Annotated in this window: 19 protein-coding genes and 2 pseudogenes; 15 read left to right on the top strand and 6 right to left on the bottom strand. The window is 68.4% G+C overall.

Features of this window, described 5'->3' with window-relative positions; genetic code table 11:
- Window positions 1-523: pseudogene (locus IF89_RS42685) on the bottom strand (transposase); the annotation flags it as partial.
- 1,266 nt (window positions 524-1,789) lie between these two features.
- Between IF89_RS42685 and IF89_RS0132130 the strand changes: the two are divergent.
- The 6 genes from IF89_RS0132130 (at window position 1,790) to IF89_RS0132105 (ending at window position 5,657) form a co-directional block, all read left to right on the top strand.
- Window positions 1,790-2,416 carry a hypothetical protein gene (locus IF89_RS0132130; RefSeq protein ID WP_158717967.1) on the top strand — a complete coding sequence of 209 codons (627 nt, stop codon included), beginning with the start codon at window positions 1,790-1,792 and terminating at the stop codon, window positions 2,414-2,416.
- A 167-nt stretch (window positions 2,417-2,583) separates the two neighbouring features.
- Window positions 2,584-2,772: a hypothetical protein gene (locus tag IF89_RS38575; RefSeq protein WP_030775551.1), complete on the top strand. Its 189-nt coding sequence runs from the start codon at window positions 2,584-2,586 to the stop codon at window positions 2,770-2,772.
- 119 nt (window positions 2,773-2,891) lie between these two features.
- Entirely contained in the window at window positions 2,892-3,191 is a 300-nt protein-coding gene (locus tag IF89_RS0132120) for a hypothetical protein (RefSeq protein WP_030775548.1), read from the top strand.
- Entirely contained in the window at window positions 3,188-3,454 is a 267-nt protein-coding gene (locus IF89_RS0132115) for a hypothetical protein (protein ID WP_030775544.1), read from the top strand. The genes IF89_RS0132120 and IF89_RS0132115 overlap by 4 nt, the downstream gene beginning before the upstream one ends.
- A gap of 253 nt (window positions 3,455-3,707) precedes the next feature.
- Window positions 3,708-4,385 (top strand): hypothetical protein, encoded by a 678-nt coding sequence (locus IF89_RS0132110; protein WP_051807943.1) that lies wholly within the window; start codon window positions 3,708-3,710, stop codon window positions 4,383-4,385.
- Between the two features lie 123 nt (window positions 4,386-4,508).
- Complete coding sequence (locus IF89_RS0132105) at window positions 4,509-5,657, top strand: integrase (protein ID WP_158717966.1); 1,149 nt, start codon at window positions 4,509-4,511, stop codon at window positions 5,655-5,657.
- 297 nt (window positions 5,658-5,954) lie between these two features.
- Here the strand turns inward: IF89_RS0132105 and IF89_RS46240 are convergent, their stop codons facing one another.
- Window positions 5,955-7,043 (bottom strand): YncE family protein, encoded by a 1,089-nt coding sequence (locus tag IF89_RS46240; RefSeq protein ID WP_158717965.1) that lies wholly within the window; start codon window positions 7,041-7,043, stop codon window positions 5,955-5,957.
- A gap of 853 nt (window positions 7,044-7,896) precedes the next feature.
- On the opposite strand from IF89_RS46240, the gene IF89_RS0132100 reads away from it, so the two are divergent.
- Window positions 7,897-9,330 carry a hypothetical protein gene (locus IF89_RS0132100; protein WP_234327950.1) on the top strand — a complete coding sequence of 478 codons (1,434 nt, stop codon included), beginning with the start codon at window positions 7,897-7,899 and terminating at the stop codon, window positions 9,328-9,330.
- A 636-nt stretch (window positions 9,331-9,966) separates the two neighbouring features.
- Window positions 9,967-10,188 (top strand): hypothetical protein, encoded by a 222-nt coding sequence (locus IF89_RS0132085; protein WP_030775530.1) that lies wholly within the window; start codon window positions 9,967-9,969, stop codon window positions 10,186-10,188.
- 234 nt (window positions 10,189-10,422) lie between these two features.
- On the opposite strand, the gene IF89_RS0132080 is transcribed toward IF89_RS0132085, so the two are convergent.
- Window positions 10,423-10,728 (bottom strand): hypothetical protein, encoded by a 306-nt coding sequence (locus IF89_RS0132080; RefSeq protein ID WP_030775527.1) that lies wholly within the window; start codon window positions 10,726-10,728, stop codon window positions 10,423-10,425.
- A gap of 281 nt (window positions 10,729-11,009) precedes the next feature.
- Between IF89_RS0132080 and IF89_RS0132075 the strand changes: the two genes are divergently transcribed.
- From IF89_RS0132075 to IF89_RS0132065, 4 genes are all read left to right on the top strand, one after another.
- The gene (locus tag IF89_RS0132075) at window positions 11,010-12,110 is read left to right on the top strand and encodes a recombinase family protein (protein WP_030775524.1); all 1,101 of its coding nucleotides are present in this window, start codon (window positions 11,010-11,012) and stop codon (window positions 12,108-12,110) included.
- Window positions 12,107-12,256, top strand: coding sequence for a hypothetical protein (locus tag IF89_RS46235; RefSeq protein WP_158717964.1), 150 nt, complete (start codon window positions 12,107-12,109; stop codon window positions 12,254-12,256). The genes IF89_RS0132075 and IF89_RS46235 overlap by 4 nt, the downstream gene beginning before the upstream one ends.
- 505 nt (window positions 12,257-12,761) lie before the next feature.
- Window positions 12,762-13,790 (top strand): hypothetical protein, encoded by a 1,029-nt coding sequence (locus IF89_RS0132070; RefSeq protein ID WP_051807945.1) that lies wholly within the window; start codon window positions 12,762-12,764, stop codon window positions 13,788-13,790.
- 269 nt (window positions 13,791-14,059) lie between these two features.
- Window positions 14,060-14,257, top strand: coding sequence for a hypothetical protein (locus IF89_RS0132065; RefSeq protein WP_030775519.1), 198 nt, complete (start codon window positions 14,060-14,062; stop codon window positions 14,255-14,257).
- A 468-nt stretch (window positions 14,258-14,725) separates the two neighbouring features.
- On the opposite strand, the gene IF89_RS38570 is transcribed toward IF89_RS0132065, so the two are convergent.
- From IF89_RS38570 to IF89_RS0132050, 3 genes and pseudogenes are all read right to left on the bottom strand, one after another.
- Window positions 14,726-15,181 (bottom strand): recombinase family protein, encoded by a 456-nt coding sequence (locus IF89_RS38570; RefSeq protein ID WP_420706988.1) that lies wholly within the window; start codon window positions 15,179-15,181, stop codon window positions 14,726-14,728.
- A 222-nt stretch (window positions 15,182-15,403) separates the two neighbouring features.
- Window positions 15,404-16,134, bottom strand: a pseudogene (locus IF89_RS38565) (aminoglycoside adenylyltransferase domain-containing protein).
- 42 nt (window positions 16,135-16,176) lie between these two features.
- Window positions 16,177-16,992 carry an alpha/beta fold hydrolase gene (locus IF89_RS0132050; RefSeq protein ID WP_234327947.1) on the bottom strand — a complete coding sequence of 272 codons (816 nt, stop codon included), beginning with the start codon at window positions 16,990-16,992 and terminating at the stop codon, window positions 16,177-16,179.
- A gap of 213 nt (window positions 16,993-17,205) precedes the next feature.
- Here IF89_RS0132050 and IF89_RS0132045 point away from each other — a divergent pair, with 213 nt between their 5' ends.
- The 3 genes from IF89_RS0132045 to IF89_RS0132035 all read left to right on the top strand — a co-directional run bounded on the left by IF89_RS0132045 (window position 17,206) and on the right by IF89_RS0132035 (window position 20,411).
- On the top strand, window positions 17,206-17,874 hold the full coding sequence (locus tag IF89_RS0132045; protein WP_030775513.1) for a CatB-related O-acetyltransferase: 669 nt from the start codon (window positions 17,206-17,208) through the stop codon (window positions 17,872-17,874).
- Between the two features lie 43 nt (window positions 17,875-17,917).
- Window positions 17,918-18,685: a GNAT family N-acetyltransferase gene (locus tag IF89_RS0132040; RefSeq protein ID WP_030775510.1), complete on the top strand. Its 768-nt coding sequence runs from the start codon at window positions 17,918-17,920 to the stop codon at window positions 18,683-18,685.
- Window positions 18,686-19,166: 481 nt separating this feature from the next.
- Window positions 19,167-20,411, top strand: a complete 1,245-nt coding sequence (locus IF89_RS0132035) for an alpha/beta fold hydrolase (protein ID WP_051807937.1) — start codon at window positions 19,167-19,169, stop codon at window positions 20,409-20,411.
- Window positions 20,412-20,497 lie beyond the last annotated feature (86 nt).

Here is a 20,497-nt window from a genome sequence, read left to right as displayed (position 1 = left end):
CCGTCGGCCGCGTGGACGATGGTCCCGGCCAGCCGGTCCTGGACGTACTCGCGCAGGCGGTCGTGGGCCACAGCTTCGCTTTCTTCGGCCGCTGGGCCCCTCGCTCGGCATGCCACTGCGCCAGCGAAGCCCGGTACTCCAGGTGGCAGCTCCGCGTCGAGGCGTTGCGCCGCAGCTCCCGCGAGATCGTCGAGGGCGAGCGCCCCAGACACCGTGCGATCGCACGGACCCCGAGGTTGCGGGCACGCAACAGCGCGATCTCCTCCCGCTCGGCGAACGACAAGTAGCGGCCGGAGACGGTCGGAGACAGGCATGGATTCACCCCGCCAGCATGACGAAACCACCGCGACCCCACCGCAGGCGAGACCTCGATCACGGCTGCGGCATCCACCGAACTCAGCCCCCGCGCCATCGCCTGCCAGAACCTGACCCGGTCCTCACGCCACGCGACGCCCGGCCGCCCCGGCGAGGGTATCTGCCCGCGGTACTCCCGCACCGCCCGCTGCCGAATCCCCACACCCACCACAAACCCCCATTACGATAACGCCGCGGCCGAGAGCTTCTCCGGCCTGCTCAAGGCGGAGATCGGCACCCACGTGTGGGACAGCCGGGCCACGGCCCGGGCCGACGTCTTTCGCATCGAAGTCGAGTACAACCGCACCAGGCTCCGCCGACACCCCGAGTCCGGGTACCTCACCCTGACTTGCCTCCCCCAGCGGCTCCCGCCCGCCTGCCGGGGCAGGCTGGGTGGGTCGGAGGCGCAGTGGCAGGCGGACAGCCAGCTCTACAGGGCGCGGGGGCGGCGTATCGCGGTCACTGTGACCGGATACGGCGACGAGGCCGGGACCGTGACCGTGGCCCGGGAGCTGCCTGCCGGCCGCGTCCGGTTGCGGCTGGCCGAGGAGCAGGCCGACGGCCTCGGAGCTTCCGGCGGGGGTAGCGGCGAGCGACCGAGCCAAACGACAGCCCCGGCCCCTGCGCCGCCCCGCGCACGCCATCATCTGGCGGCACCGCTCACCCCCGTGCCTCTCCCCGCGCACCCCGCCGAGCGAGTCACCCGCCGGCTGCATGCGGCGACCGGGCTGCCGCTGCTCACCGCTGGTGAGGCCTGAGCGCCCGTGGCGCTCAGGCAGTCGAACTCGCGACACGGGCATCCGAAGGGCCCGGGGGCCGGCGGGGGAGCGGTCAGAGGCCGTCTAAGTAGGAGTCCTCCCGTTCGGAGGGTAGGCCCGTACTGCTCGATGAGGTCGCAGGTGCAGGTGCCGCCCCCTCGTACAGCGTCTTGTTGCACTCGTCATGGTGGACCTGCTGCGGCAGGCGCCGGCCTTGGGGTGGTTGCGCATCAGGCTCGTTCACCCGATCTGCCCGCTCGGTGCCCCCGTTGCCTTAGCCGTGCCCCCGGTCCGCCCTGCTTCGTGGTTCTGCGCCTGGGCTTCACTCTCGCACCGTTTCCATGCGCGGTAGGTACGCACTTCGTACGTGCTAGGTCCGTCCTTCGTACGCTCTCGGTACGCTTCACCCATTTCATGCCGAGGTGCCGTAGTGCCGCGAGCTGCTCCGCCGTGAGCTTCTCCCGCCTAGCGCGCGTGTTCGAAATCCATCGCCGTCGCGAACATCTCACCCTTCGGCGCGGGCGCCAAGCCCGCCAGCGGCTGACCACCGCCCGATGCGGTCAGGGGCCTACGAGGATGTCGTGGCGTTCGGAGACGACGTCAGCGCCGTGGCCAGAAGCGTCATGCGCCGCGTGTGGCACTCGTGGAGGGCCCAACTCGGCCGTGGGGTGGTGTTCTTGCCTTCCGCCACCCCGGAGGAGCTCAGCCGCTCGATCACGGGAGATTCCTGGTCTGACCTGCACCATACGGTGACCATCGCCCTGCGCCGGTCGACCGAGTCCGAGCTCGTCGAGCTGCTCACCAGCAACATCGTCCGGCGCAACGAGTGGGGCGAGATCACGTTCCAGGCCGAGAGCATGGGCCGCCTGGCCGCGTGGCGCCTGTGGAGGCTCATCAACTCCCGGAAGGACGCCCACGGCTACGGCCGCCGCCGCGAGGTCAAGGTCGCCGCGCATGTCGAGGCGTGGGACGAGGCGACGTGCGAGCAGCAGGCCCGGATGCGGGCCCGGATCGAGCAGGCCCGGGAGCTGGACCGGCAGCGCGAGGCCGCCCGGGTTGAGCAGCGCCTGGCCGAGCGCGCCGAACGGCGCGAGCGCTGGGGCCTGCACCGGTTCGAGCAGCTCGAGGTGCGGGACTGGACCCGCGAGCCCGAGCACGTCCACCAGGAGCAGCAGGAGGAGATCCAGCGGAGGATCGAGCGCCCCGCGTTCTCCTCGGCAGAGGCCACCCACCGCGCCGCCCTGGCCATGGCCCGCGCCGACAAGGCCGCGCGCAAGGCCCGCAAGGCCCTTGGCCAAGGGTGACCACCAGGACCACGCCGGTACGGTCCACCGCGACCTCGACGAGCAGCTGCTGCCCGCCGGCGCGGGCGACGTCCGGCTGATGCTGCCCGCCGCCGGGGCCGTCCCCTATATAAGGGGAGTGACCCCCCGGCGCCCGGCCGGACGAGGCCGACGAAGGAGCCCGAACCGTGACCCTCCAGACCGGCGTAAAGATCTACCAATTCGTACGCGACCGCCTCGACGACCAGCGCAACGAGCAGCACCCCCACGGCCACGAGGCGTACGTGCACGCCTGGCGGAAGGCCCACGACCTCGACAAGGAACACGCCAATGCCGTGGCCGCCGATAACACCGCCGAGGCGGAGCGCGTCCTGTAGGAGCTGTACGAGATGGCCGACGAGTGGAAACACCACCCGGACTACCCGCCAGCCCCCGCCGCCTGACGTCCGGGCGGTAAGACGAGTAGCGTCGACACCAGAGCGACGAGGAGGTCACCGTGACCGCACAGCCCGACCACCAGGCCGACCGGCCCGGCTTCAACCCGCCCATGGGCACGCTCGCCGAACTGCGCGAGGCACTGTCGACGTGGGGCTTCCCCGGCGACCGCCAGCGGTTCGAGGAGGAACTCGATGCCCTCGACCTCGACGACCTCACCCAGGTCCGCGAGCTCACCCAGGCGTACCGACACCGGGTCCTGCTCCGGTACGACGCGCAGGGCATGGCCGCGCTTGCCCGTACGACCGAAGACGTCGAGGACGAGCTCCGGCAGAAGCTCACGGAGGCCGGCGCCCGGTGACGCACGCCTTCTACTCCGACACCGCCGCGAAGGTGCTCGCCGAGCTGGCCCGGGCCGAGCAGGCCGCCGTCGAGTCCGTCCGCCGAGCGCTCGAAGACGATCCCGAGCGTGGCCGGGGCCTCCCGGACGCCGACCCCCGCTCGGAGTCGTACGTCGTCGAGCTGCTGCCCGAGCAGACCGGCGGCCGCGGGATCAGTGTCGTGTACCGATACTCCCAGGACCTCGACGCCGCCCTGATCCTCTGGCTGATCGCCGGACCATAGCGACCCACCCCACGACGCCGACGAACCCGCCACCACGGTGGCGGGCTCGTCCGTGTCCGTCCCTCCTTTGCGGGTGGCGGCCGCGGCCCTATCTGTCTGGCTCTTGATAACTTGCCTTAACAAGAGCCAGAGGGCGCCCGCATTTAGGGGGCCCGGCCCACCGCCCGCGGTGCGAGAGGGCAGGGGAAACTGTCATATGCCGTAGCGACAGGAACGGTTGTCAGACCATCAGTGACAGGGAAAACTGTCAGGCGTGGAGACGACCGAAGTGCCCAACGTCTGGGCCGACATCAACACCCTGCGCACCCCCGCCTACACCGAGCCGTCCGAGGACGACGTGATCGCCCTGCAGGACGCCGTCGCCGAGGCCGCCGACGCCCTCGCGTGGCAGATCTCCGAGCGGGCCCGCTCCCACCGCGCCGCCGGCGAGGAGGCACCCGACCGCGTAGTGCTGTCCGGCGACTACCAGCTGGCCCTGCTCTACGCGCTCCGCCAGGTACAGGCCGCCGTCGAGGACCAGGCCGCCCGCGCCGCGAAGATGGCCGGCCACCAGGGCGCCAGCTACACCCGCATCGGCGAGGCCTGGGGCATCACCCGCCAGTCCGCCCGCCAGAAGTGGCCCGACTCCCTGCCCGCCCGCGCCGACCTCCCCCAGCCGCCCGTCGCCGTCCAGCACGCCGGCGGAACCGCCGCCGCCCTCCACCAGCCGGCGGCCGACACGTGGCTGTACACCGCCATCGCCGCCGACGGCACCCAGCACATCAGCGACCCCGACCACGCCACCAGCGACACCGCCGCGGCCGCCGCCCGGACCTTCCTCGCCCAGCACCCCGCACACGACACCTGGAGCTGCCAGCACTGCGGCGCAGACAACCCCCTTTCGAGCCCCTCCACCTGCGGCTTCTGCAACCACCGGCGCGAGTGGACCTAAAACGCCCCATCCGCCGGGAGCAGGCCCCGCCCACCGGGCGGGCGAGGCCTGCTCCCGCACGGCCGCCTGCAGGCCGATGCCATGGGGGAGAATCGGGGCCGGACCGATGAAGCGGAGGATCAGGTGGGGGCTGTAGCGCGCAGAGGACCCGCCGGGACTGCCACCGGCGCCGCACTCGCCGGCACGCTCGCACCGCCCGCCGCGCGTGCGGTGCCCGGCCCGCGTCAGGAACTCACCCCCGCGGCCCGGTCCGCGATGGCCAAAGGCGTGCCGTACGAGACCCGGCGCGGCTACTCCGGAGACTGGGCCCGGTTCGAGCAGTGGGCGACGTCCACCGGGCACTGCCCGATGCCCGCGACCGCGGAGACCCTGACCGAGTACGCGACCTGGTGCACCCTCACCCCCCGCCCCCGCACCGGCCAGCCGTACAAGCCCGCCACCATCGACCGCGCCCTGGCCGCCGTTGCCGTCGCCCACCGCACCACCGGCCACACCCCGCCCGACCAGACCGGAGCCCGCCTGGTCCTCAGGGGCTACACCGACCAACTGAAACGCGCCAAGGACCCCTGCGGCCGAGTACGCAAGGCCGCCGCAGCCACCCCGCGGGTGCTGCGCCGGCTGGTCGCGGCCACCGACACCACCACCGTCCGGGGTCTGCGCGACACGGTGGCCCTGACCACCGGGTTCGCCCTCGCCGCGCGTTCGAGCGAGGCCGCACTGCTCTCCTGGGAGGACATCACCGAGGCCGACGACGACCAGGGCCTGCTCTACGACCTCTACCGGCCCAAGGTCACCGGCGACCAACCCCTCGGCGTCCCCTACGGCAGCTACCCCTCCACCTGCCCCGTCCGCGCGCTACAGGCCTACCGCGAAGCCCTGCTCGACCGCGGCCACACCCCCACCGGACCCCTGCTGGTCCGCATCGACCGCCACGACCGCATCAACCCCCCCATGCACCGCCACGGCGAGCCGATCGGCGACCCCACCGGCCGCATGACCCCCGAAGGCGTAGCCGAGATCGTCACCCGCGCCGCCGCCCGCGCCGGCCTGACCGGCCGCCCCGACCACGTCCTGCCCGACGGCACCGCCCGCTGGACCGGCCACGCCCTGCGCCGCGGCTACGCCGAGGCCACCCGCCACGCCAAGAAGGACCCATTGGAGGCCGCTCGCCACGGGGGATGGGCAGACGGGAGCCGAGCGTTCGCCGGATACCACGACCGGGCCGGCGCATTCGACGAGGAACTGAACCCGCTCTACGGCATCGGCCTGTAGACGTCATCCAGTCACGGCTGACGGAGATACTGCAGCACTGGCCAGCTACGGTGAAGAAGGGCTTTGGAGGAGATACGCCCGAAGGGCGCCCCCGCGGGGGCGCCCTTCGGGCGTATCTCCTCCAAAGCCCACGGAGGCCCGCCTGACGGCCGAGCGTCATGCCACCGAGCGACACCCCCCTCGACCTGACAATGCCCCCTGTCCCACTCCTCAACCAACCCCACCCCGAGCTCAGCCATACACCAACTCAACCACATACAACTGTGATTGCAGTACTAAGAGTGCAGCCTGAAAACCTCAGGTGCGAGCAAAGGACGTCACCATGTCCGATTCCAGTCTGCTGTTAGCTACAAAAAGGCGATTGCCATCAGGAGTGACTGCTGTGCCTGCCCGGGAGCGGACGGCATTACCGCCGGTCTCAAGGGTGTCCCGGACGCTGTGGTTATTGGTGTCGATTTCCAGCACGGCCCCGTTGTCCATGGTGGCGAATAGAGTTTTACCGTCCGCGCTCATTGCCATGTCTGATACGGTCGCGGGGGTGTCGATGGTTGCGGCAACCTTGCCGGAATCTGCGGCGATCACCTGAACCCCATAGGATGTGTCGCCGACATTACCGGAAACGTAAACATAGCTTCCATCTGCAGATGTCTTTATGCTGGCTCTGGCTGACGCTACCGTGCCCATGGTGTGCAAGTCGCCGGAGGAGGTGTCAACGGCCAGGACCTCACTTCCGCCATGAATATAGAGACGACTTCCGTCGGGTGAGATCGAGAGATCGCAGCCTGCAGGCATATTCGGATTACCTAGATCGATATTTCTGATTTCATTGGTGGCGGTGTTGACTACCTTGATTTTTGTCGGGCCTTCGCCACGGGTAGCGACATAGAGCTTACTTCCATCGGGGGAAAGTGCGATAGAAATTGGCCGGACTCCCGCACCAAGCGGAATGTCGCCCATCCGGGTGCCTGCCATGGGGTCGATCACTGCAATTTCGGATGCGGCCACATCATATTCAGGCTGCTGGATGGAATAGAGCTTCTTGCCGTCAGATGAAACGGCCAGCTGTCCCGATCCCGGCTTGACAGAATCGAAAGTGTCGACAACTTTACTACTGGCCGTGTCTACGATATCAAGGCCGTACCAATGTCCCACGAAAGCGCGCTCGCCATCAGAAGACATAGCAACATCGCCCGCAAACTGGAAGAACGGGATTTCGGTGGATTTCCATCCGGAGCTGCTGACGGGGGTCAGCCCGCTGCTAACTCTCGTGCGCTCATCGGGTTCCGCCGCGGCCGCGACTCCAACTCCGATGGAGCTGACTGCGCTGGCAGCTACGGCTGCGGCCATCAAGCGGAGCGGGAGCGTCTTGTTAGTGAATATATTCATAGCAGCATCCTGATCGAGGAATGGCAAAATTGGCTGAATCGCAGGATGTCAGCATTGCCATTCTGCGATTATTTTGATTTAGAGTAATGTTCGAACGATATGATATCTTCAGTCGATCGGGGGGTTCTCCGGACTGTCCGTTGGTCTGCCCGCTGGCCGCACCGTTGACGTCCCCGACGGCGACCTTGCCGATCTCGAATGCAGTGGCCGGAGGGCTGCTCGCTGCCCAGCGGTAACGAGGCTTGAGGCAGCGGCCGCCTTCGTATCGGCCGCTATCGCGGAGCCGCTGGCCAAAGCGGGACTCGCGTGCAGGTCCTGCAGCCTTGTCTCCGCTGAACGGCTGTTTTAGAGCCCCCGCGGGGCACTGCATATCTGTTCCTTTCATGTCACGGATGCCATAAAGATGACGTACCGTCCTATCCTGGGCACCTGACCTGTGTGGGCACCTCCTCTGACTGGCCCCACATGCACCTGAACTTCGTTCCACCGACCCTTCAGTTGGAGATCGGTGGGTCCGCTGTAGTTCGGTCCTCGGTTGATGGGGGTGGAGGGCGTCCGGGGGACGAGCAGGCGTTGGATCTCGAACGCGGTGAACCGTACGGGGCCAACGGGACTGCTGGGACCCGCAGGGGCCCCCTGTCTGCGCTCCTGGTCCTTCAGGAAGATGCGCGCCGAACCGGCTGGCCGCCAGCGGCCCGTCTTCCCGGGCGGCCCGGGCACCGCCCACGGCCAGGAACGCCGCCGTCCGCAAGGTCGCCACCGGTGACGCTGTGGTCGACCTTGCGGCAGTCCGGCCCGAGCGCGCCCGCATCCGGCCCGAGGGATGAGCCGGACCCGTGTCCGAGCCGAGGACTTGTTCTGCGCACGATGCCACCGGACCGTCCGCCTCGGCGCCCACCACTGGCCCGAGGGCTACCTCTGCGCACGTTGCTACGACCATGCGCTGGAGACCTACGGCACCTGCACCGGCTGCGACACCGAGCGGCTCACCCCGGGCCTCGACGCCCACGGCGGCAAGCTCTGCACCGACTGCGCCGGAGGTCTGGGCGACTTCACCTGTCTCCTCTGCGGCGCCGAAGCCCGCCGCTACCGCCGCGGCGTCTGCGGACGCTGCGTCGTCGCCGAACGTCTCCGCCCTTTGCTGGACGACGGCACGGGCCACGTGAACCCACAGCTCGTGCCGTTGTTCGTCACCCTCCGCCAGGCCAACCGGCCCAAAAGCATTCTGACGTGGCTCGGCTACTCGCACGTCCGGCGCAACCTGCAGATCCTGGCCCGCGGTGAAGCCCCGCTGACCCACGAGGGGCTGAGCCGGCTCACCCCGTGGCGCTCGGTCGCCTACCTGCGCGATCTGCTCGTCCAGGCCGACATCCTGCCCCCGGCCGACCGACAGCTGCTGTTCTTCCAGCGCACACTCGCGGAGAAGCTCCCTGCCGTCAGCAACCCCGAGCACCGCCGGCTGTTGGAAATCTTCGCCACCTGGCATATCCAGCACCGGCTGAACACCCTGGCCGGCCGCGGCCCGCTCACCGGGAAACAGGTCCAGCAGGCCCGCGGCGAACTCCGCCTCGCGACCGCCTTCCTCGACCACCTCAACCAACGCGGACGCACCCTCGCCGAGTGCACCCAAGCCGACGTCGACGCCTGGTACGCGGGCAACTACATCGCCCGGCGCCTCACCCACACCTTCCTATGCTGGGCCATACGCTCCAAAAACATGCCGAAGGCCACCGTCCCGCACCGCTCCACGAGCAACCCCGCCCCACTCGCCCAGCACCAGCGGCTCGCGCTGCTTCGACAGCTCACGAATCTCGATGACGTCCCACTCCACGACCGCGTCGCCGCCGTGCTCGTCCTCCTCTACGCGCAGCCACTCACCAGGATCGTCCAGCTCACCACCGACGACGTCGAGCACAAGGACGGCGAAATCTACGTCCGGCTCGGCGACCCGCCGTCCCCCGTCCTCGCTCCCTTTGCCGAGATGCTGCTGAACTACCTCGGCCAACGGCCGAACACCATGACCGCCACCAACCCCAATGCCCGGTGGCTCTTCCCTGGCCGCCGGGCCGGACAGCCCATGGCCCCAGAAACTCTGGAACTCCGGCTTCGGCGCCTGGGTTTCCCGACCCAGCGGGGACGCACGGCGGCGATCCGTCACCTCGTTCTCCAGGCCCCGGCTCCGGTCATCGCCCGCATGCTCGGCTACCACGATGACACCACTGCCCAACTTGCCGCCGAGGCCGGAGGGACCTGGCAGCACTATGCCCCCGGTGACCACTCACGGTGACCGCGAGACCTCACCACGATAGGAATACGCGACTCTCGATTACGCGAGGTCGCCAGATCTGGACCCCTACTGGGTCAACCGCGGCGAGCTCCACCAGCTCGCCGGCTCCAGCGCACTCAACCTCTCCAACCCCGCTCAGGCCCTGACCCACTTCCGCGCCGCGGCCGCCACCAGGGACAGCGATGCGTACGACGATGCCGCCTTCCCACGGGGCGCGGCCATCTACCTCGCCCGCGAAGCCGAAGCCCAACTCGCCCTCAACGACATCGACGCCGCCCTCCACAGCGCCAACCAGGCCGTGGAACACATGGGCGGAGTCACCTCCGCACGCGGCACCAGCACCCTCAAGGACCTCCGCACCCAGCTCAGCTCACGCCGCACCATCCCCGCCGTGCGCGACTTCCTCGCCTCCACCTCCTGAACACCGACGCCCGGACAGCCGTCCTCCAGGGGGATTCCGGCCTTGGGGAACATCGGTACAGCCGTTAGCTCTAAACACTTGACGGTCCTTGGTAGGGACGGCCATCGGCAAACGGGTGCTCCGCAGGCGGCCAGCGCGGCTGTGCATGGCAGGTGGGGAACCGATGGACGGTGATGCCGGAATCAGCCCGGCACACGTCAGAGAGGAACCGCACGATGGAGCAGTCGGAGCTGGAGAGCAAGATCCAGAAGCTGGAGACGGGGTTGGCCGTCCAGGAGGCGGCCATGGCCGGAGCGCAGTCCACTCAGGCGGCGGCGCAGGCGGGGATGACCTCGACGTTCACCGCGGCGCAGACCGGGACGTGGGCCGTGATGGCCACCGGCAGTGTGGCACTGCTGGTTGGGATCTTCCTCGGCATGGCCATCGCCAAGGACTGACGGCCGGCCCCGCCCTACCGGAGCCGCCGTCTGGCTTTGCGCCGCCCCTGCCCGGCCTGGTGGCCGGTCGGGGGCGGCTCGCTGTGAGACGCCCGTAGCAGCGGACAGCACGCCCGCCTCACACGATGAGCGCTTCCCTGCGCGGGCGGGTGAAGACCGCGGCGCTCCTGGGATCACCCGTTCGCGGACCGCCGCCCATCAGGACGGGCGCTTGCGCAGATCCGGCATGCCGCGTCAGGAGCCGTCGTAGTGATCACGGCTTCCCGACTTGGCCAGCCCACGGCTGATCATGTAGCCGAAGGTGAGGATCACGATGTACAGCCAGGCTTTGTCGGCACGGAAGTAGTCGGCGTGGTTGTCTTCGGTGCCCACCACGATAGAGGCGATCAGGACCGCGATCACGGAGGCGATGTAGACGAAGAACTCCGTCGTCTTCAGGGCCGACTTCGTCTCGGTCGACAAGCGGCGTGGGCCGTGTCCGGAAACGCCTGTGCCGCTGTCGCGGCGGCCAGGGGTGCCAGCCGGGTTCGCAGTGGTCATGGCAGATGTCCAATCCGTCATGCGAAGCACGCTCCGCAGGTCGGGATCACGCCAAGATCGACGCTCTCCTACCTCAGCGACTACCCCGGACAGGAGAAACAACATCACGGCAGTCACATGTAGCTGTGCGTGACGGCGATTGCGGACAGTGATCTCATAAATGACCAGTTGCGAGAGTTCTGCGAGACACCCCGGAGCGATCACAAATCCGCAGGTCGCCGTTCGCAGAAGTCCTCTCAAAACACGAGTGTTGTGTGAGGCAGTTCTGACAGACTGCCGGGGTGGACCTGACGCCCGATCAAGCCGCAAACGCGGTAGAACGAAACGAATGTCCGAAGTGTGAAGCCCCCGCGGGCAGTCCCTGCCGCACCCGCGGCCGGAAGGCCGCGACGAAGTACCACACCGCCCGCTTCATCCTCGTGCCCGCGCTCCGCGAGGAACTCGACGTCCTCGTGCCCGAAGACCGCGGTCCGGGGCGGCCGTGGAGGCCGGGCCCGCCCGTCGAGGCCGCGCCGGCCGCCGCGGCGGCCAAGCCGATCCGGATCGGCTACGCCCGCTGCTCGACCGCCCAGCAGGAATTGCAGAGCCAGCTCGACGCGCTCGAACCGCTCTGCAAGCGGATCTTCCACGAGAAGATCTCCACGCGGGTGAAAACCCGGCCGAAGCTGGAAGAGGCGCTGAAGCTGGCGTACGACATCAAGGAGGCCGCCCCTGACCAGGAGGTCATCCTCACCGTCCACGAGCTCAAGCGCCTGGCCCGCAACGCCGCCGAGCTGATGACGCTGTCCGGCCAGCTCCAGGCCGCCGGCGTCCAGCTCGAACTTCTCACCGGCCCGCTCAACGGCATCTACGACCCCAACGGCATGGGCGCGATGTTCTTCGCCGTCCTGGCCGCCGCCGCCCAGATCGAGCGCAACTACATCCGCGAGAAGACGCTGGAAGGCCAGGTCGCGGCCGCCGCGAAGGGGAACCACGGCGGGCGGCCGAAGGTCATCGACGACGACATGCTCCTGTTCGCCCGCGCACTGAAGGACCGCGGCGTTCCCGTCCCGGAGATCGCGAAGAAGCTGACCATCAAGACCGGCAAGAACGCGGGTCAGCACCCCTCGGTCGCCTCCGTCTACCGCGCGCTCGCCGACGCCGAGGCGTCCGAGGCGCCGGCTGGGCCGGAGATTATCGCCCCGCGCCGTCCGACCCGGGTGGACCTCACCGGCCCTAGCAGTGGCACCGACCTCGAGCTGATGGACCGCCTTACCCGGCAGGCCCTCGGCGGCGCCACCGACGAGGTGACGGCCACGCTCGTCGAACAGACCGAGGACGGGACGAACGACGTCGTTGCGGCGCTGCTGGCGCAGGCCCGACACGAAGGGGAGGACTCGTGAGCCCGCTGCTGCCGCACCGTACGAAGGGCCCCGATGTCGGCGTCGGCCTGCGCGAGTGGCGGGAGGCCCCCGGCATCGCCGGGGGCCTCCCCACCTCAAGATCAACTGTATGGCGTCAGCGCGGGTTGATCTCGACCTTGACGTGAAGGCACGTACCGGCGGTGATGAGCGGGCCGCCGACGAAGGGGAACCCGGTGAAGCAAAGGGCGACCCCGGAACCAACACAGAGAACGGAGAATCCGAACTGGCACCAGGCAAGTGCTCCCTCGCTACGCCTCCTGCTCACGGAGACAAGGGGCGGGTGCTCTGCCGGATCTACGGGGGTACCGTCGGTAGTCAGGGAAGTACCTCTTTCCTGTGCGTACAGGCACCAGGGCAGTTCTGCTTGCCGGCTGTCTGCCCTGGGCCTGTGGGACCTCAAAACGGCTGGGGTTCCAGCTCGTGAGATCCATGGTGCGGCGGGCTTGACAGGCTCTGAGATATACTTGTTGACGGATTGATCCGCATGGCGTCGAGTCTCAGATAATTGAGTTGAAGCTGACATTGGAACTGGATAGCGACGCCATACGGATCAATCAGTAGCGGTGAGACCGCTATACCTTTTTTGGAGAACCTGTGGCGCAGGAGCGTGACGCGAAGGTCGAAGTCCGCATGGGGCAGCTGGAGACCATGCTTGGGAACGAGCTCCCCGATGTCATCAAGAAAGCGCGCGAGATCTACGAGCAGGGCAGGAAGCCTCAGGTCGTGCGCGTTCGGCGGTCCTTCGTGCGGCTGGAGAAGTTCGGCGGGACCGTTGAGGACGAGAGGAAGCCGCTGCCCCGGTCCGAGCGCCCACTCTCCGCCCAGATGATCACGCCGAAGGGGCTCGCCCTGAAGCTGTACCTCCTGATGCTGTTCGCGGCGCAGTGCGAGGCGCCTGTCGGCAAGGAGTGGCCTCGGCCGTATCCGATCGAGCCGGACGCCCGGACGACCGACTCCTGGGAGGGACTGGTGGCGACCGTCGCCAATTACGCCGGACCCGGCGTCCAGGCGTCCTCGGTCCGCACGAACAAGCTCCGGCAGATCACCCAGGCGATGAAGACGCTTGAGGAGATGGGGCTGGTCAAGTCGGCGACCGGGGTGAAGGGGCAGGTCCGCCGCGGTGTCCTGCTCCTGTGCGAGAACGGGAAGAGCAAGGACACGGGTGCCGCGAGCATTCCGTACGCTGTGCCGGCTGATGACGAAAGCTTCCTTGAGATCCCCATCGGGTTCTTCACCAACGGCTGGATCCACGCGCTCACCAACAGCGAGATCGCAGCCCTGCTGATGTGGTTCGACATTATGAAGTTTGACGCCACGCACGTGACTCCCGAGGGCGGAGCGCCCATCACAGTCGGGTACGTGCTGAGCAACGTGCGCCACGGCTTCTACGGCCTCGGCCGCGACACCTACGAGACGCACAAACCGCTCGAAGCCTTCCAGCTCCTCGACGTGCACCGGCCCTCCAAGCGCTACGACAGCGGCAAGTGGAAGGACTTCAAGGAGGACAGCAGCAACCTGGTCTGCCACCGAGTAGTGCTCCGGGACGGCGCATTCGACAAACAGGTGGGCCCTGTCGTCCTGGACGTGCTCAAGAGGCGCGACGCCACCAATGAGTGGCGTCGGTCCATCGGCGGATTTCAGCAGCCCCGGAGGTGGTGACCAGGGCCCGGACCAGGAACCACTCCTTCCCAAGCCCTAGCTCGATCGCCTACGTCCGCGTCCCACAGGGATACTCCGCCACCTAAAGATCATCTGCTTAGCGCTAACGGCTGTTCCGTTGTTCCCCGACGCCGCATCCGGTGGGTACACGATCACACGCAGGTCAGGGGCCATGCCCCCAGCCTGCGACGCCCCGCCCCGCTCAGCACGTCGTGGCGCTGGCCAGGCCCCGCCCCGAGGCCGAGCACTGCAGGTGCGAGACTTCCCCGGTGAGCAACCCCCGCCGCCTCCTCGGCACTGGACCCCGCCCCGTCCTGGAGGAGCAGGCCCGCACCGAGCGCCGGACCGCAGTCGAGCGTGCGGCCGCCGCCGAGGCCACAGACACCCGTCTCCCGCAGCAGATTCCCGCGTCGGCACCGTCCGGCCGGCGCCCGCTCGGCCCCGCCCCGAGCCCCGCCGACTTCTAAAATCCGGCCCTCATGCGAGGGTCGATTTCTGAAACCGCCCAAGGTCAGACCCGGTAACAGTTGAGCGCCGCCGCGCGGACTGTTACCGCGGAGCTGGCCGTCGAACAGCGGCTGCAGCCCGTCCGTTGGGGCGCCCAATCTCCGTAAGCCTCCGTGGCCTGCCGCGCGCGCGGCTGCAGCTGCTTGTGGGTTGGAAAAGACGCCGGCGGCGGAGGGAGGGGGGTCGGTGGCGACCCGGTCGGCGGCCGCCCCGGTTCGTCGTGGCCCGGACCGTACCCCTGCCGTCACGCATGCAGGCGCGTGAGGCGATCGCACCACCGGCCGTGGCTGACGGGGAGCAGCTGCTGCCGCGATGCGGACCGGCCGGTGTGGTCGCTCCGCGTCGGCCCGTGTCTCGTCGTGGCTGAGGAGCGTGTCGTCGGTGGTGGCCCCGGAGTCCTATCTCTGACCCCAGCCGCAAGGTAGCGGTCAGGGCTTCGCAGGCGCGGTGCCTTTGGGCTGCCGGGGCACGGTCTTCTCGCGGTCGAGGTGGCCGTAGACCGTGGAACGGGGTGCCCCGAACAGGTCGGCGATCTGCTGAACGGTCTTCTCCCGCGCGTCGTAGAGCTGCTGGGCGAGCGCGGCCTGGTCCTCGGTGAGGCTGGGTCGCCGGCCGCCCTTGCGCCCGCGCGCCCGCGCGGCGGCGAGGCCGTCCAGCGTGTTCGCCACCATGAGCTCGCGCTGGAGCTCTGCCAGTACCGACAGCATTCCGAACATGGCCCGGCCCTCCACCGTGGAGGTGTCGATGCCCTGCTCAATCACGTGCTGCCCGATGCCTCGCTCGCGCAGGTCGGCGCCGAGGGTGACGAGGTGGAGGACGGAGCGGGAGAGCCGGTCGAGCCGGGTGATCTTCAGGGTGTCGCCGGGCCGCAGCAGCTGCAGCACGAGGTCGAGCTTCGGACGGGACGCCTTCGCGCCACTCGCAGTGTCGACATGGATGTCGTTCCGCTCTACCCCCGTGCCGCAGCAGTGCGTCGAGCTGGTGATCTGGATTCTGGTCGACGGTCGAGACCCGCGCATAGCCGAAAAGCATATGTCGGAATCTACTGATGCGCCGTTCGCCGATTCCGACACTGATCGCCATCTGCCTATCGTGGGACCGGGTACTCATCCCTGTCGGTGCAGGCGGTCGATCCGGGTGAGCACCTCGTCTATGAGCGGGCGTACCTGGGCCTTCACCCTGTCGCTCCAGACCTCGTCCTGGTAGTGGCAGGTGAGGTACCGCTTCCGTGCGTGTTCCAGGGCGGGGCGGTGTTCCGGAGGGAGGTGGGCAAGGGCCCAGCTGGCGGCGTCGTCCTTGGTCTTGATCTCGCCGGTGGCGAGGGTGGTCCAGATGCGGGCGAGGGTCAGCAGGACGTTGCGGGTGTCGTCGTCCAGTTCGGCCAGGAGTGCGGGGATGCCCGCGACACTCGCCCGGACGAGGTCGGCATGCGGTACCGGGTCGAGGAGCTTGGCGGGAGGCGGCCCGGTCAGGGGATGGTTGCCTGACAGAGTTACGGTGAGGACCAGGGCCAGGTCCGGCATGGGGCCGGGCTGCGGCGGCTCGCCAGTCTGGAGTTCGTCGCGCAGCCATTCGCCGTAGAGGAAGTCTCCGGTCGGCGGGAACCGCCAGGGGCGGACCTGGGACTGGACGACGACGGTGAGTTCGATCCAAGCAGGCCCTGGGTAAGCGCACGCCGCGTCGGCTCGTCGAGACTGCGCCGGGTGACGGCCAGGACGTCAAGGTCGCTGGCCGGGGCGAGGCCCCCGAGCACGGCGGAGCCGTGGAGGTACGTCCCCAGGAGCTCCGGTCCCACGACGTCGCGGACGAGTCCGACGGTCTGCTCAAGCTGATCCACCACACCAGTGTCGGATACGACCTCAGGCGGCACGGCCACTGCTCAGACCTGCTCGACGGGGGTTTCGGTCCTCGACGGTCGGTGTGCCTCCCGGCTGCGGAGCAGGGTACGGAGGACGGTGTCGGCGTGTGTCCACAGGAGGCTGCCCGCGGCGTCGGGGAGCAGGTGCAGGATGGCGGTGGGGATGCGGTGGGCCAGGGTGGCGCCGCGGTCGGGTGAGTGGACCGGGCTGGTGTCCTGCTGCCCGTACCAGAGGTCGGCCGGGACGGTGATGCGCTCGACGTCGAAGGGCCAGCGGCCCATGGCCAGCACGGTGTCACGGGCGTAGCCGTCCGGTCCCTGGGCGAAGGCTTCCCGCATCGCGCGCTGCAAGGCGGGCTGGAACACGGGATCGGTGTAGACGGCGCGGTCCGTCTCGCCGACCGTTGCCGTGATCAGTTCCCACAGCCGGTCGGGGCTGCCGAACTCGGCGAAGGACGCGGCCGCATGCTGGGGGCCGGAGGCGACCGCGTCCACCATGGCCTTGACCTGCGGTTCCAACATTGAGCTGAGGCAGGGGTGGGCCAGTTCGTCGCTGCCGGAGACCACGGCCACGGCGCTCACGACGCGGTCCGCGGCCAGGGAGAGGGCGAACGGTGCGCCCTGGGAGAAGGCCACCGCCATCGGCGCGTCGAGCTTCCGGACCTCCGTGAGGTGGCGGATGTCGGTCGTCCAGCTCGACAGGGTCCGGTCGGGGTCGGGGTCAGAGGCGCCCAGGCCAGGGCGGTCCACGCTGACAAGCCGGATCCCGAGCTCGTCGACCAGGTCGCCCGCGAAACCGAGCGAGCGGCTGGTCGCAGCTCCCGGGCACAGCAGCACCGCCGTACCGTCCTCCGGCCCCCACTCGGCCCAGGCCAAGCGCCGGCCGCCGGGAAGCAGCGTCTGACTAATCCGGGCTGGGGCCGTCACACCGTAGTTCATGATCCTCATTCTCCACACGGCGGCCCGATGCGGACAAAATAGGGTGATAGTCGCATCGGGGTGTGTCTACGCTGGCCGCTCCGCATGACAGGCATGGAAGGACGGATGGGCATGGATGACGGTGTGGAGGCGGGGGCGCCGGATCCGATGTGTCTGCATCCGATGCCGGGCCATCCGCGGGCAGTGTTCCTCAGACCGCTGGTGACCTCGCCGTTCACCGAGGTGGGCGAGTACAGCTACTACGACGACCCGGGCGAGCGGAAGGCCTTCGAGCAGGAGAACGTGCTATACCACTACGGGCCGGAGCGCCTGCTGATCGGCCGGTACTGCGCGTTCGCCGCCGGGGTGCGGTTCATCATGAGCAAGGCCAACCACCGGATGAGCGGCGTGTCTACCTACCCGTTCCCGATCTTCGGCGGCGGGTGGGCCGGGGCGATGGACCTGATCACCGACATTCCCAGCCGTGGCGACACCGTGGTGGGCAACGACGTGTGGATCGGCTACGACAGCATCGTTATGCCCGGCGTGACGATCGGCGACGGCGCGGTCATCGCCTCCGGTTCCGTTGTCGTCTCCGACATTCCTACCTACGCCATCGCCGGTGGCAACCCCGCCCGCGTGATCAAGATGCGCTACACGCCGGCCGAGACCGAGCGGCTGCTGCGCATCGCCTGGTGGAACTGGCCGCCAGAACAGGTCACCCGCCATGTGCGCATCCTCATGGACGGCGACGTGGACGCCCTCGAACAGGCAGCATCCGGCGGTGATCCGCATGCCTGACAGGACCCGTCCCGCGCCTGACGCCGCGGATCTGCTCGCCGCGATGGAGCAGAATCTCGCCGAGCACGCCTGCTACCTGCACCGGCACATGGAGCGCGCTGCCGTCACGCAGACGCATGACCTGCTGATCGCCGACAGCGGTCTGGATGACGATACGTTCAACATTGTCGCCGTGGCGCGCTTCACGGCGGAGAGCGCCGCCGCGCGCGTCGCCGAAACGGTCCAGGACCTGGCGGCGACCGGGCGCCCCTTCTCCTGGTGGGTCGGCCCGACCTCCAGCCCGCACGAGCTCTCCCAGCAGTTGGAGCGTGCGGGCCTGCCCGTGTCCGAGACCGAGGTGGGCATGTGGAAGGACCTTCGTGCCGTGCCGCCGCAGCACTACGTCGTCGGACTGGATATCCGCCCGGTGACGACCCGCGATCAGCTTGCCGACTACGCAGCGGTACTGGCCGCGAACTGGGATCCGCCGGCCGTCACTGTGTGCCAGTTCTTCGCCGACGCCGCCGAGTGGGCGCTGGCGCCCTCATGTCCCGCCCGGTACCTGGTCGGCTACGTCAGCGGTCGCGCGGTCTGCTCGGCGGAGGTCTTCCTGCACGCCGGGGTGGCTGGGATCTACAACATCGCGACCCTCGCCGATGAGCGCCGACGCGGCTACGGCGGCGCGATCACCCTGGCTGCGCTGCACACAGCCTACGACTTGGGCAGCCGTGCTGCGGTCCTGCAGGCGTCCTCGGACGGTGAACCCGTCTACCGTCGCCTCGGGTTCGAGACGTGCGGCCGGTTCAGTCGCCTTTCGCAGGCACTGTCATGATCGCCGCCACTGATCCCTGGCAGTGCCAGGACCGGAGGGGCGTTCGATGCTGCCCGGCCAATCGGAGGACGGACGTCCACCCCGGCAGCTGCACGATCGGCTGTTGCCCCACATGAGCCGCATATTGCAACCTGGCCAGTGCGCAAGACCGTCATGTCATGACTCCAGCGCACATCATTCCCGTAAGGCGCCGTTGAGGTAGGTCTATACGACCTGGCAGCAGAGTGTCCGGGTCCGGGAGACTCCTCCGAAAGGGAAATCTTTGTGCGCCGGAAACGCCTCGCGCCCCTGCTCGTCACCGCGGGACTCATCGCGACAAGTCTGCCCCTGTTATCTGTGACACAAACAGGCCACCGCTGCACCAGCGGGCCGGTATCTGGATCAGAAGCCCGAATGGCAGAGGTGCAGCCCTGATCAGCCGGAGTCGCTCGAGTGCGCCACGCTCAAGGTCCCGCTGGACTATCAGCGGCCTAACGGCCCCATGATCGATCTGGCCATATCCCGGATCAAGAGCGCAGATCCGGCCAAGCGGCGCGGGGTGCTGCTCATCAACCCGGGTGGTCCGGGTGCGCCCGGGCTCGACTGGCCGCTCTACACGGAGAACTCGCTGCCCAAGGACGTCCGTGACCAGTACGATCTGATCGGCTTCGATCCACGCGGCGTCGGCAAGTCCAGCCCGATCTCCTGCAGTAGCGGCGACTTCGATCAGCCCTACCGGCCGGAGACCTTCGACTCCGACAAGGCCCGGGCCAAAACCGTCGCCGACGAGTGCCGTAAGAACGCCGGCGAGGCATTTCCCTACATCACCACCCGGAACACGGCGCGCGACATGGACACCATCCGCGAGGTGCTGGGCGAGAAGAAGATCTCCTACCTGGGCAAGTCGTACGGCACCTACCTGGGCGCGGTCTACTCGCAGATGTTCCCCAAGCAGACAGACCGCTTCGTCCTCGACAGCGGCGTCGACCCGGTACGCATCTGGCGGGGCATGCAGCAGGTCTGGGCGACCGAGAGCGAACCGGCCTTCACCCGGTGGACGAAGTGGGCGGCCGAGCGGAACGCGGACTTCGGGCTGGGCGACAGTCCCCAGGCGGTGTCCGACACCTTCTGGGCGCTGGTGGCACGCGCCGACAAGGAGCCGATCAAGATCGAAAGCCGCTATTGGCCCTCGGAGACCACCGGAGATGACATCCGCCGCGCCACCCGGGGGCAGGTCTTCTACCCCTCGTCCTTCTCCGAGATGTTCACCATGCTCAAAGCAGCGGCCGACGGCAAGCCGATACCCGCTGGCACCGACCCCGCCAAGCTGAAGAAGCTGCTGGACGGCGACACCGCGGGCGCTCCCACAGGGTGGGGCGGAGGGGGCGGACAGTTCTGGCCCGTGCTGTGCGGGGACACCGCCTGGCCAGACAGCCCCGAGCAGTACGCGAAGGACGCGGTCCGGGACAAAAAGGACTACCCGCTATACGGAGACATCGCCTCCAACATCAAACCGTGCGCCTTCTGGGACAAGCCGCTGGAGCCGGCCACACCGATGAACAAGGAGGCGAAGGTCCTGATCCTGCAGAACGAGTGGGACTCCCAGACCCCGCTGGCCAGCGGCCAGGGCCTCCACCACGCGCTCGAAGGCTCCCGCATGGTGACGGTGACCGGCGGAGAAGGACACATTGTCTACGGGAGCGGCAGCTGCGCCGACGCTCCGGCCAATACGTACCTAGTGCCGTGACCGGGAAGGTTTGCCGGGTTGGGTGGTCAGGCCGCGGCCGGTAGCGGTCTGCCGCCCCAGCGAATGCCTTTCTCGCTTCGGATGCG

Source organism: Streptomyces sp. NRRL F-2664 (genome assembly GCF_000719345.1).
Classification (GTDB): Bacteria; Actinomycetota; Actinomycetes; order Streptomycetales; family Streptomycetaceae; genus Streptomyces.
This window is presented reverse-complemented; position numbering and strand designations above follow the sequence as displayed.

What these genes read in the sequence shown, in the direction of transcription:
- IF89_RS46240 (WP_158717965.1), bottom strand. Translation starts at nt 7,043, where the DNA reads ATGAATATATTCACTAACAAGACGCTCCCGCTCCGCTTGATGGCCGCA.
- IF89_RS0132085 (WP_030775530.1), top strand. Translation starts at nt 9,967, where the DNA reads ATGGAGCAGTCGGAGCTGGAGAGCAAGATCCAGAAGCTGGAGACGGGG.
- IF89_RS0132080 (WP_030775527.1), bottom strand. Translation starts at nt 10,728, where the DNA reads ATGACCACTGCGAACCCGGCTGGCACCCCTGGCCGCCGCGACAGCGGC.
- IF89_RS0132070 (WP_051807945.1), top strand. Translation starts at nt 12,762, where the DNA reads ATGGGGCAGCTGGAGACCATGCTTGGGAACGAGCTCCCCGATGTCATC.
- IF89_RS0132045 (WP_030775513.1), top strand. Translation starts at nt 17,206, where the DNA reads ATGGATGACGGTGTGGAGGCGGGGGCGCCGGATCCGATGTGTCTGCAT.
- IF89_RS0132040 (WP_030775510.1), top strand. Translation starts at nt 17,918, where the DNA reads ATGGAGCAGAATCTCGCCGAGCACGCCTGCTACCTGCACCGGCACATG.
- IF89_RS0132035 (WP_051807937.1), top strand. Translation starts at nt 19,167, where the DNA reads ATGATCGATCTGGCCATATCCCGGATCAAGAGCGCAGATCCGGCCAAG.